The sequence below is a fragment of the Deltaproteobacteria bacterium genome, from assembly GCA_016219225.1.
Taxonomy (GTDB): Bacteria; Desulfobacterota; RBG-13-43-22; order RBG-13-43-22; family RBG-13-43-22; genus RBG-13-43-22.
In genome coordinates, this window is sequence record JACRBX010000282.1 from 18,895 (window position 1) to 32,443 (window position 13,549).

13 protein-coding genes are annotated in these 13,549 nt (G+C 48.9%); 11 read left to right on the top strand and 2 right to left on the bottom strand.

What is annotated here, in order from left to right; all coding sequences use genetic code 11:
• Positions 1-127: 127 nt before the first annotated feature.
• Both HY879_23290 and HY879_23295 read right to left on the bottom strand, forming a co-directional pair.
• Complete coding sequence (locus HY879_23290) at positions 128-439, bottom strand: type II toxin-antitoxin system PemK/MazF family toxin (GenBank protein MBI5606270.1); 312 nt, start codon at positions 437-439, stop codon at positions 128-130.
• On the bottom strand, positions 436-669 hold the full coding sequence (locus tag HY879_23295; GenBank protein ID MBI5606271.1) for a ribbon-helix-helix protein, CopG family: 234 nt from the start codon (positions 667-669) through the stop codon (positions 436-438). The genes HY879_23290 and HY879_23295 overlap by 4 nt, the downstream gene beginning before the upstream one ends.
• A gap of 170 nt (positions 670-839) precedes the next feature.
• Here HY879_23295 and priA point away from each other — a divergent pair, with 170 nt between their 5' ends.
• From priA to HY879_23350, 11 genes are all read left to right on the top strand, one after another.
• Positions 840-3,251: a primosomal protein N' gene (gene priA, locus HY879_23300; protein MBI5606272.1), complete on the top strand. Its 2,412-nt coding sequence runs from the start codon at positions 840-842 to the stop codon at positions 3,249-3,251.
• Between the two features lie 72 nt (positions 3,252-3,323).
• Entirely contained in the window at positions 3,324-3,842 is a 519-nt protein-coding gene (gene def, locus HY879_23305; protein MBI5606273.1) for a peptide deformylase, read from the top strand.
• A 236-nt stretch (positions 3,843-4,078) separates the two neighbouring features.
• A complete protein-coding gene (locus HY879_23310; GenBank protein MBI5606274.1) occupies positions 4,079-4,999 on the top strand; it encodes a methionyl-tRNA formyltransferase in 921 nt (306 codons plus the stop codon).
• A 133-nt stretch (positions 5,000-5,132) separates the two neighbouring features.
• The gene (rsmB, locus tag HY879_23315) at positions 5,133-6,503 is read left to right on the top strand and encodes a 16S rRNA (cytosine(967)-C(5))-methyltransferase RsmB (protein ID MBI5606275.1); all 1,371 of its coding nucleotides are present in this window, start codon (positions 5,133-5,135) and stop codon (positions 6,501-6,503) included.
• 255 nt (positions 6,504-6,758) lie between these two features.
• Positions 6,759-7,418: a ribulose-phosphate 3-epimerase gene (locus HY879_23320; GenBank protein ID MBI5606276.1), complete on the top strand. Its 660-nt coding sequence runs from the start codon at positions 6,759-6,761 to the stop codon at positions 7,416-7,418.
• 71 nt (positions 7,419-7,489) lie between these two features.
• Positions 7,490-7,750 carry a DUF4160 domain-containing protein gene (locus HY879_23325; GenBank protein MBI5606277.1) on the top strand — a complete coding sequence of 87 codons (261 nt, stop codon included), beginning with the start codon at positions 7,490-7,492 and terminating at the stop codon, positions 7,748-7,750.
• Between the two features lie 12 nt (positions 7,751-7,762).
• A complete protein-coding gene (locus tag HY879_23330; GenBank protein MBI5606278.1) occupies positions 7,763-8,074 on the top strand; it encodes a DUF2442 domain-containing protein in 312 nt (103 codons plus the stop codon).
• Positions 8,075-8,212: 138 nt separating this feature from the next.
• Complete coding sequence (locus HY879_23335) at positions 8,213-8,467, top strand: hypothetical protein (GenBank protein MBI5606279.1); 255 nt, start codon at positions 8,213-8,215, stop codon at positions 8,465-8,467.
• Between the two features lie 201 nt (positions 8,468-8,668).
• Positions 8,669-11,218, top strand: a complete 2,550-nt coding sequence (locus HY879_23340) for an ATP-binding protein (protein MBI5606280.1) — start codon at positions 8,669-8,671, stop codon at positions 11,216-11,218.
• Complete coding sequence (locus HY879_23345) at positions 11,215-12,432, top strand: hypothetical protein (protein ID MBI5606281.1); 1,218 nt, start codon at positions 11,215-11,217, stop codon at positions 12,430-12,432. Before HY879_23340 ends, HY879_23345 begins: the two co-directional genes overlap by 4 nt.
• A gap of 130 nt (positions 12,433-12,562) precedes the next feature.
• Complete coding sequence (locus tag HY879_23350; GenBank protein MBI5606282.1) at positions 12,563-13,309, top strand: hypothetical protein; 747 nt, start codon at positions 12,563-12,565, stop codon at positions 13,307-13,309.
• Positions 13,310-13,549 lie beyond the last annotated feature (240 nt).

Sequence of the window (13,549 nt, forward strand, 5' to 3'; positions counted from 1 at the left end):
CTTATTGTATCTTAACCCCATTTTCATGCTTCGTGGTGCCCCAACGGGGCCTGAGGGCTTAATACGAAAATAAAAACCAGTAATTATTCCGGTAGAATAACCGGACTTCGATCCGGATGAGGTGCCTTTATAAATCCAGGGCGAAAAGAATCGCCTTACGAACCTGTTTCATGTTGTCTTTGGGGAGGGTAGTAATCAGTGCCCCTATCTTCCCCTTTGATACTGTTTGAATATGATCGAAATTGACGGCGCATTCTTTGGGCATACCATCTAAGCCGGACAGGATCAATTCGCTGGGAATTCTCCTTATCGTTGTGGTGATGGGAGCAACCGTTACCTCACTGAGGTATCCAAGGATTGAATCCCTGGTCAGTATCATTACGGGTCGTTTTTTATCAGGGGATATGAATTTGTACCATCTGATCTCACCTCTTTTCATTCATCCCCCCATTTCTGTTCCCCTTCCCAGACACTAAATTCACCACTGGCGACCGGTTTTTGCTGGTAACCTTTTCGGTGCTGTTCTTCAAGAAGGCCGATACGGTATCGGGCAATAGCCTCCCGTAACGCCTTACGAGTGAATGAAGACCTGGTCGTTTTAAGTTCCTTGAGGTCCTTATCCACTTTTTCAACTAATTCATCATCAAGAGTCATCTGAATCGTCCGCATAGGTGCCTCCCAATTTCATGTGGATTTTAATAGCTATTTTAATCAACATGATTGGGAATGTCAATAATTCGATCTATAGGCTTGACGTCGTTAATGAATATCTACTATAAAATAGAAGGGGGAACCATTATGAAAAGTCCATTTTCTAAAATATTTATTCAGATGTAATTATGCCCTATTTTCAAGTTATCGTTCCCCCTTTAGATCACCTCCTGACCTACGAAATCCCTTCAGACTTATTTCCCGAACCCAAAATCGGCCAGCGGGTTCTGGTGCCCTTGAGAAAAAAATGGGTGACCGGTTATTTGTGGGAGGAAATCGGGCCGCCGGAAGCAGGGCCGGAGATCAAGGCTGTTTCGGAGATCCTGGACCCAAGCCCCATTTTTTCAGAGGACATGCGGCCTTTTTTTCTCTGGATCGCCCGGTACTATCTTTACCCTTTGGGACAGGTTTTGAAGGCGGCCCTGCCTCCCGGTCTATCGGTATCCAGTTATCAGAGCGTTGAAATAACACCCCATGGAATATCGGTCTTACAGGAAGGCCGTCTCCCGGAAAAAGAAAAAATAATCCTTCAATCCCTCTTTTCGAAAGGCCAATCCTTATCCCGATTCCTGCCGGAAGAGAAATCGTCCCTCCCCGGCCTGGAAGCCATGGGTTTTATTCAACAAACCACCCTGTTGAAAAAAGAGTCCGCCCGTCCTAAAAAAGAAAAATGGATCTATCCAGGGGCCTGTTTTCAAAGAGACCTTTTTCCCGAAAAAGATCAGCCCCTGTTCGACCTTCTGTCGGCGTGTTCCTGCCGGTCCCTAAAAGATCTGCGGGTCCAAATCCCCTTATCTCCCCAGCGTCTGGCCACGCTTGGACGCAAAGGGTTGGTTGAAATCCGGGAGCAAGTCTGCTGGCGGGATCCCTTTGGGGAAATCCTGGCCGTAGAAAACGGCCCTCTTGAATTGACCGGTGAACAGGCACAGGCCTTAAACCGGATAAAAGAGGGGCTTGGGTCCGGGTCCTACCAGACCCTCCTGCTTCATGGGATTACCGGATCGGGAAAGACGGAAGTCTATCTGAGGGCCGCGGCTGAAGCCTTAGAACAAGGGCGGCAGGCCTTGATTCTGGTTCCGGAAATCGGTTTGATCCCCCAGATGGAGGGCCGATTCCGCCTCCAGTTCGGAGAAAAAATCGCCCTTCTACACAGTGGTTTGAACCCGGGGGAACGCCTGGACCAATGGCGTCGACTGCAATCCGGATCGGCCATGATCGCCATAGGCACGCGCTCGGCCATCTTTGCCCCTTTGAAGGCTTTGGGTCTGATTGTTGTGGATGAAGAACACGATCCTTCCTATAAACAGACCGATTCCCTGCGCTATAATGCCCGTGATCTGGCTCTGGTCCGGGGGCAAATGACCCAGGCGGTGGTCGTCCTCGGATCCGCCACCCCTTCCATTTCAACTCTGTATCTACGGCGGCAAAAAAAAATCGGCTACCTGGCGATACATAAGCGGGTTCTGGAACAGAAGTTACCGGAAATACACCTGATCGATCTGAAGAAGTATCGCCAGGGACGCCGGATTCCCCTTTTTTCTCCTCCCCTACAGGAAGCCATGGCCCGAAATCTGGATCAGGGAAAACAGACCCTCCTTTTTCTGAACCGCCGGGGATTTGACACCCTGATCTTATGCACCCTTTGCGGTGCGGCCATCAAATGCCGCAATTGTTCCCTGACCCTGACCTATCATGCCAGGGAAGGCCGACTCCAATGCCATACCTGCGGCTATCACCTTCCCCTGCCGGAGCGTTGTCCTGAATGCCATCAGGCGGGGATCAAGGCCCTGGGCATGGGGACGGAGAAGGTCGAGCAGGAACTGCGCGCCCTTTTCCCGACGGCAGCCATCGACCGGATGGACCGGGATACGGTTACCCGGAAAAAATCCCATTTCGAAATCCTTAAAAAACTCAGGGATGAAAAAACCGATATCCTGATCGGGACCCAAATGATCACCAAGGGCCACGATTTCCCCCAGGTGACCTTGATCGGGGTTCTTTGTGCGGACCTTTCTCTGAACTGGCCCGATTTCCGGGGCGGCGAAAGGACTTTTCAACTTTTGGCCCAGGTGGCCGGCCGGGCCGGCCGGGGGACCCATCCGGGGCAGGTCTTTATCCAGACCTATAACCCCGACCATTATATTTTTAAATATGTTTGTCTCCATGACTATATAGGTTTCTATAACCAGGAAGTCCATTTTCGCCGAGCCTTGAAATACCCACCCTTTTCCCGATTAATCAACGTCCTTTTTCAGGGAAACGTTGAAGCCCGGGTGGTTGAGACGGCGGGAAAAACACAACGACTTTTAATGCAGGCCGTTAAGAAAAACCATTGGGACCCTTTCCTGGAATTGTTGGGGCCGGTCTCCGCCCCCATTGCCAAAATCAAAGGACGGTATCGCTGGCAGATGCTGTTAAAAGGAGAGAACAGCCGGATCCTGCATCAGGCGGCAATGATGATACGGCAGGCGGAAAAAGACCTTTCCCAGGGCAAGGGGGTCCAGATTATCCTGGATATGGACCCGGTGGATATGCTATAATTTAATACAAAAATCGAAAATAAAAACCCATTCAGAATCCTGGCTCCTGGATTCTGAATACTTTCTTTTATTATGGCTGTTTTAGAAATTTGCAAATACCCTGATCCGGTCCTGCTCAAAAAAGCCGAGACCATTAAGGACATCGATCCCTCATTACAAAAGCTGATTGAATGTATGATCGAGACCATGTATCTGGCCCCGGGGATCGGGCTGGCCGCCAATCAGGTGGGAAGACCGATCCGGCTGATTGTCTTTGATGTAACCCCCAAGGATCAGGACCGGAAGCCGACGGTCCTGATCAACCCTGAAATTATCGAATCCGAAGGGGAGCAGACCATGGAAGAGGGCTGCCTGAGTGTGCCGGAGTATTTTTCGGATGTCAAAAGGAGTGCCAAAGTCAGGGTGCGCGGGCTGGATATCAAAGGGAAACCGTTGGAGATCTGCGGCGAAGGGATCCTGGCCACGGTCCTCCAGCATGAAATCGACCATCTGGATGGAATCCTCTTTATCGATCGTATCAGTGCTTTGAAGAGGACCCTTTATAAAAAAAGGGTCCAGAAGAAGTTGAAGAAAGAAAAAGAAGAGGAATAAAAAAAGACCGCTTCGCTTGGGGAGCGCTTTCGCTTGGGGACCGCTTCGCTTGGGAGGCGCTTTCGCTCAAGGGAAAAGGCTCAAGGCAATTGTATGGTCCTCAGGGAATGGCTCTTTAAATTCCGCTGACGGCGGAACGGTCCTTTAACCCTAAGGCAACATCCACCATCGGATCCTGCACATTGAATCCAACTTCTTTCACGGTCACCCATTCGCCCTATCCCCGTCTCATCTTTATGGGCACTCCTGACTTTGCCCTGCCCTCTTTAAAAGCCCTGATGGAATCCGGTGAAGAAGTGGTCTCCGTTTATACCCAGCCGGACCGGCCCAAAGGGCGGGGCCGGAAGCTCGCCCCCTCACCGGTGAAAGAGGCGGCCTTAGCCTTCCAATTGCCGGTCTTTCAACCTGTCTCCTTTAAGGAGTCCCCGGCCGTCGATCAGTTGGCCGAACAAAAACCGGATCTCCTGATCGTGGTCGCCTACGGTCTGATCCTTCCGCAAAAGGTCCTCGACATTCCCACCTGGGGAGCGGTCAATGTCCATGCCTCTCTCCTTCCCAGGTATCGGGGGGCGGCCCCCATTCAGAGGGCTATAATTTCCGGGGAAAAGGAAACCGGCGTAACGACCATGCGTCTGGATGCCGGAATGGATACCGGGGATATCCTGCTTAGGGAATCGGAGCCTGTTCTGGAGACCGACACGGCCCAGAGCTTACACGACCGTTTATCGGTTTTGGGAGGACGTCTGCTTCTTCAAACCCTGGAGCGCCTGCGCCAAGGCACTCTCCTTCCCCGACCCCAGGACCCTTCATTAGTCAGTTACGCCCCGCCCTTAAAAAAAACCGAGGGCGAGATCCGCTGGGATTTATCGGCCGCAGAGATCGACCGCTTAATACGAGGTCTGTCTCCCTGGCCGGGGGCTTTCACTTTTTTCCAGGGAACACGTCTCCTCATCCACCGGGCCGGGCCTGATTATGCGGAAATCACCGGGGCTCCCGGGACGGTTAATTCTTTGGAAAAGGGTGGAATACGGATCCAGACCGGCCAAGGCATACTGACCATTTTCGAAGCCCAGTTGGAAGGACATCGACGTATGTCCTCCGAAGAATTGCTCCGGGGTGTTTCGCTTAAGATCGGCGATCGCTTGGGACGCCCATGACTAACAGGATGCGGAAAAACCATTTTTTTGCAGGTTGCTCAAAAAGGTCCAGATACAAGGCGCCCGATACCCTGAGGAATGAGGCGTACACAAAAGTACGCCGCAATGACGAAGGGTGAGGGGAACGCAGTAGATGGGCCTTTTTCAGCAACCTGCTAATGCAAGGGCCATGGCCCTTCACGTCTTACTAACCTGGCAGCGCACCGGGACCTACCCGGACCAGCTTTTAAGGGACGTTTTGGAAAAAAATCCCCAAGGCAAACCTGCGGACCGGGCATTGGTGTACACCCTGGTTTATGGGGTCCTGCGCTGGCAGGGGAAACTGGATTGGGTTCTTCAACAATTTTCTCAGAGGCCTTTAGAAAAGCTTTCCGTAAAAACCCTCTTTATCTTAAGGCTGGGGGCCTTTCAACTCCTTTTCCTTTCCCGAATACCGGTTTCTGCGGCCGTCAACGAATCGGTGAGGCTGGCCAAATCCGGCCGAACCCCTTGGGCCGCCGGCTTCATCAATGCCGTTTTGCGTTCCCTGGATCGGGGGAAAGAGGGCCTCTCCTTCCCTTTAAAAGAAGACCCTCTTGCCTATTTGGCGGTAAACCATTCCCACCCGACCTGGCTGGTGGAGCGATGGCTTGAGTCCTGGGGTTTTGAAAAGACCGAGGCCTTGTGCCAGTATAACAATCAGATCCCGCCTCTAACCTTGCGGGTCAATACCCTGAAAACCAATCGGCAGCAACTTATCGAAAGGCTCCAAACCGCGGTCCAACGGGCAGTCCCGGCCACCTTTTCTCCTGTGGGAATTCGGGTGGAAGAACCGGAGCGATCTTTGGTTCAAGACAAATTGTATCAACAAGGTTTATTCCAAATCCAGGACGAGGCCTCCCAAATGATCGCTCCGATCCTTGATCCGCAGCCCGGCGAGAGGATCTTAGACCTCTGTGCCGGAGCCGGGGGAAAAGCCGGACATCTGGCCCAATTGATGAAAAATCAGGGAAAGATAACGGCGGTCGATCTTCATCCGAAAAAAATAAAGGACTTGCAGGGAAACGCCAGGAGACTGGGGATCACCATCATTGAGGGGCAGGTGGGTGATGCCTTGAAGGAGACCCTCTTCCCCAAAAAAATAGACCTTTTTGACCGGATCTTGATCGATGCCCCCTGTTCCGGCTGGGGGGTCATCAGCCGGAATCCGGACCTCAAGTGGCGACTCAAGCCGGAAGACAGCCCCCGGTTGTCCCGGATGCAAAACAAGTTCTTGCAAAATGCCGCCGGATGGCTAAAATCAGGGGGAGTTTTAGTCTACGTGACCTGTACCCTGAGCCGGGATGAAAATCAGGGGGTCATTGAAAAGTTTATTGACCAACACCCGGAATTTGTGGTGGATGATGCTTCGCCTTTCCTGCCGGAACCGGGCCGGATACTGGTCAACGATGACCGCTTCTATCAGACCTGGCCCCCGGTCCATGGGATGGACGGCTTCTTCGCCGCCAGGTTGAGAAAGAAATGACGGGTTGGATTCTGAATAATCGGGAAGATTGTATCTGTTTAGCTTTTGAAATTTAAAATCTTTTTTAGACAGGATTTACTGGATTACCTGGATTTTGCGCCTTTCCGGAAGAAAGGCACAAACCAAATGTCCTGCGGACAGAAGTCTTAGTCTCCGCTGGACGCGGATCGAGGTTGCTCAAGGTCCCCCGGAGCCTGAGCAAAATACATGTAAATCCTGTCAATCCTGTCAGACAATTTTTTTTGCGAGGTGATTATGAAATACATTGCGCCATCAATACTATCATCGGATTTCGGCCGGCTGAAAGAGGAGGTCCAGGCCGTTGAAGCGGCCGGGGCCGATTATATCCATATCGATGTCATGGACGGCCATTTTGTGCCCAATATTACCATCGGCCCGGTGGTGGTAGAGGCCGTGCGTAAGATAACCAAACTTCCGTTGGATGTCCATCTGATGATTGAAAACCCGGATAGCTATATTCCGGACTTTGCCAAGGCCGGGGCGGATATCCTCTCCGTTCACTTCGAGGTTTGCCCCCACCTCCATCGCACAGTCTCCCTGATCCGGGAACATTCGGTTAAACCGGCGGTGGTTTTAAATCCTTCCACCCCGGTGGCCTTCCTGGATGATATTCTGGGGGACTTGGACTGGGTCTTGATCATGAGTGTCAATCCCGGATTCGGGGGGCAGAAATTTATTCCGGGTGCGGTGAACAAGATTATAAGTCTTAAAGAGATGATTGACCAGCGGGGGTTGGAGGTCGAAATCGAAGTCGACGGCGGAATCACCCCGAACAACGTGGCCCAGGTCTGCCAAGCCGGTGCCGATATCATCGTGGCCGGTTCGGCCATCTATCACACGCCGGATTACAAGAAAACCATCGATTTGTTTAGAAAAGAGATGGAGGGGTGCTGAAGAATTGATCTGATAGTTGATCAAATTATTAAACATCCAGGTGAGATTTTCCAATTTTACTGGAGCATAAAATGCCCGAAATAAGTCGATTTTATGGTATTATTATAGCTATGTTTTTCGATGACCATAATCCGCCCCATTTTCATGCTCGTTATGGTGGGGAAAAGATAGCAATAGAAATAGATTCTTTCCGTGTTTTGGAAGGAGGAATTCCTCCACGTGCTTTGGGTCTCGTGATTGAATGGGCCTCTCAGCACAAAAAAGAACTCCTGGATAATTGGGAATTGGCGAAAAACAATCATGTTCCCGCAAAGATTGAGCCATTGAAATAAGGAGGTAACGATATGCTTAAAGACGTAATCTCGGCCAGTTATAAGGACGGATATAAAATTGAAGTGACATTCGAGGATGGTGCTTCGGGAATTGTTGATTTTTCAAAATATTTGTCAAAAGGTGGTGTATTCGAAAAATTCAAGGATATTGAATTTTTCGAAAATTTCAAAATTAACGACGAGCTTGGAGTGCTTACATGGGGAGATGAAATAGATATTGCGCCAGAAACACTTTATGCTGAAGCAACGGGTTCTCCTTTACCCAACTGGACGGATCTCCGGGAAGTTCCTTCGACGAGCATGTCGCTTCAGCCGGCCTCGTAAACTCAACGGCTGATCTCTGCGTTCGCCTTTCGTAGGTTATAGAAGGAACGAATGAATTTTAAAAGCATGGATAAAGAAATTCCCTGCTGATTAGAGAGAGGATAAGATATTCTGGGGGACGTTGACTGGGTCCTGATCATGAGCGTCAACCCCGGATTCGGGGGACAGAAATTTATTCCGGGTGCGGTGAACAAGATTATTAGCCATAAAGAGATGATCGAACAACGGGGGTTGGAGGTCGAAATCGAAGTCGACGGCGGAATCACCCCGAACAACGTGGCCCAGGTCTGCCAAGCCGGAGCCGATATCATCGTGGCCGGTTCGGCCATCTACCACACCCCGGATTATAAGAAAACCATTGAGTCGTTTAGAAAAGAGATGGAGGGGTGCTGAAGGGATTAAGCCGGCGGCGATCAAAGTTTTATACATCTCGTTCAACCTGATTGGTGGTCGTCTTATCTTTGGAGAAGGTAAAATTTATGCTCAACCTGGTACGTTGGCTCGACAACGAATTAAGTGACCTGTGTCATGTCCAGGCCAACGCCTCGGCACCGTCGTCACACTATCCCAAATTAGCAAAGGGTCCGAAGAATAATGAATCCATTAAATAGAGATTTGTTCGAGATTGCTGGGAGCACAACTGACCAGATTGATGTCAAGATCAGTCACCGGATAATTCAGTTATTCTCTGAAGGTCTATACTCCAGCCCCAACAAAGCTGTAGAAGAACTTGTCTCCAATTCGTTTGATGCTGGCGCACAGAACGTCCACATCATCCTTTCTCCAGACCTGCGTGAAGCAAACGCAACCATCGTCGTCATTGACGATGGAGAGGGAATGAATAATGAAGGCCTCAAGAAGCATTGGATCATTGGCGAAAGTACAAGACGTAGAGTATCTTCCAGGAGAAAACCCATTGGGAAATTCGGCATTGGCAAGTTGTCCACATATGTATTGGCTTCGAAACTCACTCACATCAGTAAGTTCGGTAACATTTACTATGCCGCAACAATGGATTATACGAATCTTACTGGTAGCGCTGAAAATGCCTCTAAGGGAGTTTTCGACGAGCAGACGATCCAAATACCCTTAAGGATACTTACGAAACAACAAGCGCAGGATGCGGTGCGGCCATGGACAAATGGAACCAAGGAAGGATATAAAGCGTTTCGCCTATTTGGTAAAAATGCGCCTTCATCTTGGACTGTTGCCATTATGTCCGGTCTCAAGGAAATGGGAAAGAAGATAAGTATCGGTCGTCTCAATTGGGTCTTGCGAACTGCCATGCCACAGCGCGGCGACTTCCATCTCTTTCTTGATGGGGATCCAATCACTCCTCCCGAAACAGATGAGCCCTTGGCGAAACTGGTAATAGGCAAAGACGTGATCCAAATGCCAAAGCCCTGTCCTGAAGGTCTCATTGCGCGAGAGGACACAAGCCAGTCAGGTGATTCTGTTTATCGATATGGCGTTTATCATGATAGATTATTAGGGCGAATCACGGGTTACATCGAAATATTCAAGGATGAAATTGATGCGGGAAAGCCGAAATTCGAACAGAGCCACGGTTTTTTCGTTTATGTACATGGAAGACAGGTTAATGTAGACGATTTGGGATTCGGTATAGAACGTAATCTGCTTCGACACGGCACCTTCTCAAAGTTCCGGATGGTTGTCCACATTGACAGTTTGGATGAGGCGCTAAGGTCCTCCCGTGAATCTTTCCAACAAGGCGACCTACACCAAGAGGCTCAGAACTTTCTCCGGGCCTGCTTCAATCTTGCTCGCAACAAACTCGTTGAATATGAGCGTTCGCAAACTCCTGCTGCCCTGATCTCTGCACGCATCTCATCTGCGCCGGGAAGCATGACTCGAAAGCCGTTATTGTCGCTCGCTCAAATGGTTGCGGAGAAGAGGGCTACTCCTTTCTATCTACGTTTTCCGTCCGGACTCTCCGCTACGGCACAGACCGAGTTCTTAGAGGAGCTGAAACAAAAAGCTGAAGAAGCCGATGGCTTGCTTCGTAGCACGGAATTGAGCGTTTTAGATTCGAAAGAGGGTTTGGCGATCCTTGATGTTCAGCAAGGCAAGTTGCTCATCAATACTTCTCATCCTTTTGTAGCTGCGTTTCAGGAGTTTTTCACCGATTCCCGAAGAAATCTTCCTCTCGAGATGTTGGCAATGTCGGAAATTCTTATGGAGGCCCATTTGTATCATATGGGTTTAGACGAGTCGGTGATTCGTGATGCAATCGGTAGACGCGATGAATTGTTGAGACAGTTCGTTAGATCTTCCGCACGTCGAACAGCTGGAATGATCGCACTTGCCCTTACCGATGCCCGAAACGATGATAATAAACTGGAAGAGGAAATGCGTGCCGCTTTTGAGGCGATGGGATTCGCCAATGTAATTCGCATTGGTGGAAGCGGCAAACCTGATGGCACTGCTGAGGCTCATCTTGCAGCGGCGGAAGACGGTAGAGCTCAACGATACAAAGTGGGCCTTGAGGCGAAGAGCGGTCAGCCTGTTTCTGCTCATCGCTTAAATGTGTCAGGAATCGCGAGACACATGCAAGATTACAATTGCAACCACCACTTAGTGATCGGCAACGGCTTTGCTACCTCCACCGGTGAGGATTCCGCTTCAGTACGAGAGATCAAGGATCTCATGAAAAATTCTGGTAAAACTATAACGCTGATGCATATTGATGACTTGGCGCGGTTGATTAGGATTGCATCGGCAAAACGTGTTGGAGGTCTCAGCCGTCTTCGTGATCTCTTTAGGAGATGCGTGACTCCAGAGGAGAGCAAGGTGTGGGTGGATAACCTTGCGGCTGAAACGCCTGCAAATTGGCCGTACATGGAGATTTTGGAAACCGTTTGGCATTTGGCTGAAGAGCAGCCTAATGAAGTGGTGGAGTATGCTGCTGTAATCACAGAACTCCGACATCGTACACCACCTGTAAGAATGAACAAACCGGATCTAATTGAGTGCTGCAAAGCTATGCAGGTCATGGCACGCGGCGTTGTATTCGCTCGAGAAAATACGGTAGAAATCGACCGGCGCCCGGACTTAATCCTGGAGGATATCAGGGCCGCAGTTGGCGAGTACCCCGAAGAGGAAAGAAGAACAATTCACATATGATATCAGCCACACAAAAAGCCCATATTCGCCCTGTTCATCCGTTTCCGGCTCGGATGGCGCCTTCGATTGTTTGGGACGCCCTTCCCAAGACAGACGATTCTTTGAATATCCTCGACCCTATGTCTGGTTCGGGTACAACATTGGTCTGCGCGAGGTCGATAGGGCATCGCGCCATTGGCTGCGATACCGACCCGCTTGCGCTTCTCATTGCGCGTGCGTGGTGCTCCAATGCTGAACCAGAAACTCTAAAGGTCCGGGCGGGGATTGTTTTGGAACGAGCAAGAACTCTAAGCAGAAGACTGATTTCTGAGAAATCATATCCGAAAAACACAGACGATGAGACTTGCCGATTTATTGATTTCTGGTTTGATTCTGAAAACCGCCGTGAACTAACCGCGCTGGCAACATGCATATCAAGGGTTCAATCGCAAACCGAGAGAACTCTTCTTTGGTGCGCGTTCTCGCGAATGATTATAACCAAGACTACCGGCGCTTCCCTTGGGATGGATGTCTCTCATAGCCGACCCCATAAAGTCTATGGCGTCGCTCCGGTGAAGCCATTTGAAGCTTATTTCAAGGCTGTCTTAACGGTGGCCTGCAATTGCCCTTTTCCAGGCAATGCGAGCAACGCTCCGGCCGCTGACATTCGGCATGGCGATGCCAGGGCATTGCCGATTGAGTCTGCGAGTGTGGACATGGTGATTACATCTCCTCCCTACCTGAACGCCATCGATTATCTTCGGGGGCACAAGCTGTCCCTCGTATGGATGGGGCACAGCATATCCGTGATTCGTGCTATTCGGGCTGGCAACATCGGCTCGGAAGTTTCGGGAGGGTCCGCCTCAAATAAATCAATACAGGAAGCGATGAACGCCATGGCCGATTTTGAATCATTTGACAATCGACGTCTGGGCATGGTCCGGCGTTATGTCTGGGATATGGGTAAAGTAATGGGGGAATGCGCTCGGGTTCTTAAGCGCGCGGGACGCGCCGTCTTCGTTGTGGGCGATTCCACCATTAACGGCGTGTTTATTAAAAACTCAGAGGCCTTGATTCGACTTGCCCTTAGCAACCGCCTTTCCCTCGTTTCGCGCAATACACGTCCAATTGAAACAAAGCGGCGGTATTTGCCTCCTCCCGAATCCGAGAAGGCCGGAGACAATATGAAGGGGCGAATGAGAGAAGAAGTAATTTTAGAGTTTCGTGCTGATTAAGAAAATTAAACCTCAAAGGTCGGGCTACGACCATTGTTGCCCCTAAAATGATATAGACCGTTAACAATCTATCTTTGGAGAAGTTAGATTTAAGTCAACCTGTTACTATGGACGGAGGGCATATAAATTTATGAATTCAAGAGAACAGAACGAAGAGTTGTCATATAACAAAGAAGGAATTTCTCCCGTTGAAACCGGCGACTTTGTTGCAATTTTATCTGCATTTTCAGAGCAAATAAAATTTTATGGTGAATTCTTAAGAGATAACGATAGAAAGAGGGATCAGTTCGTGAGATTTTACTTGTCAATCCTTCTCGCTACTGTTGGGTTTGGACTTTTATCTCTTAATTTAGAAAAAGGTTCTGGGGACAATTTAATTAGTTTATCCCAAAGGTTATTTGTAATATTTCCAGTGCTATTATCTGTTTCGTTAATCGTTGGTGTTTTAACGTTTAATGTAATTATAAAGTTCAGAAACCTTCATACCTATTATGTTAAGATGATTAATAGGAATAGGGGTTATTTAGTTAATATTGTAGCTAATAAATTGCCCGATATGGGTTCTCAAATGGCAGATGCTTGGGATGAACACATTCATGACGATTTTCCAAAGTTTCTTCAAACAAAAGGTCTCGAACATTCAATTGCACGTTTTCATGCGATAATAAATGCTTTTGTTTTTGGAACAATCGGCTTTCTTACTTCATTTTCGACTATTTCGGAGTTAAGCGTATCTGGGAAGTTTATTTCAGGAATTGTAAAATTCCTAACTTGGACGATAGTGATATTTATCGTGCATATGTTATGGCAACGCACATCACTAAAAGAACAAGATGATAATTATAAGCCTAAACTTGTAAGAAATCAAATATATTGACTTCATGACTTCATGACTCAAATGAAACAGTTTTATTCATTAAATTTAAATGGTTATACTGATTTCGGCACGTGGGATTCGATCAAAGTGCGCTGTAATTTCAGATCTCCTGACATAGGGTATCAAAAACCTTATAAGATTGATGTTCTTTGAAAATCTACCAGGAAAAATTAATGTAACATTATTTCTTTATTTTTTATGTTTTTTGGGGTAATATACTCCCATGAAAACACAGCAGAC

Coding starts and splice junctions, on each gene's coding strand:
- HY879_23290 (MBI5606270.1), bottom strand. CDS start 439: ATGAAAAGAGGTGAGATCAGATGGTACAAATTCATATCCCCTGATAAA.
- HY879_23295 (MBI5606271.1), bottom strand. CDS start 669: ATGCGGACGATTCAGATGACTCTTGATGATGAATTAGTTGAAAAAGTG.
- priA (MBI5606272.1), top strand. CDS start 840: ATGCCCTATTTTCAAGTTATCGTTCCCCCTTTAGATCACCTCCTGACC.
- def (MBI5606273.1), top strand. CDS start 3,324: ATGGCTGTTTTAGAAATTTGCAAATACCCTGATCCGGTCCTGCTCAAA.
- HY879_23310 (MBI5606274.1), top strand. CDS start 4,079: ATGGGCACTCCTGACTTTGCCCTGCCCTCTTTAAAAGCCCTGATGGAA.
- rsmB (MBI5606275.1), top strand. CDS start 5,133: ATGGGCCTTTTTCAGCAACCTGCTAATGCAAGGGCCATGGCCCTTCAC.
- HY879_23320 (MBI5606276.1), top strand. CDS start 6,759: ATGAAATACATTGCGCCATCAATACTATCATCGGATTTCGGCCGGCTG.
- HY879_23325 (MBI5606277.1), top strand. CDS start 7,490: ATGCCCGAAATAAGTCGATTTTATGGTATTATTATAGCTATGTTTTTC.
- HY879_23330 (MBI5606278.1), top strand. CDS start 7,763: ATGCTTAAAGACGTAATCTCGGCCAGTTATAAGGACGGATATAAAATT.
- HY879_23335 (MBI5606279.1), top strand. CDS start 8,213: ATGAGCGTCAACCCCGGATTCGGGGGACAGAAATTTATTCCGGGTGCG.
- HY879_23340 (MBI5606280.1), top strand. CDS start 8,669: ATGAATCCATTAAATAGAGATTTGTTCGAGATTGCTGGGAGCACAACT.
- HY879_23345 (MBI5606281.1), top strand. CDS start 11,215: ATGATATCAGCCACACAAAAAGCCCATATTCGCCCTGTTCATCCGTTT.
- HY879_23350 (MBI5606282.1), top strand. CDS start 12,563: ATGAATTCAAGAGAACAGAACGAAGAGTTGTCATATAACAAAGAAGGA.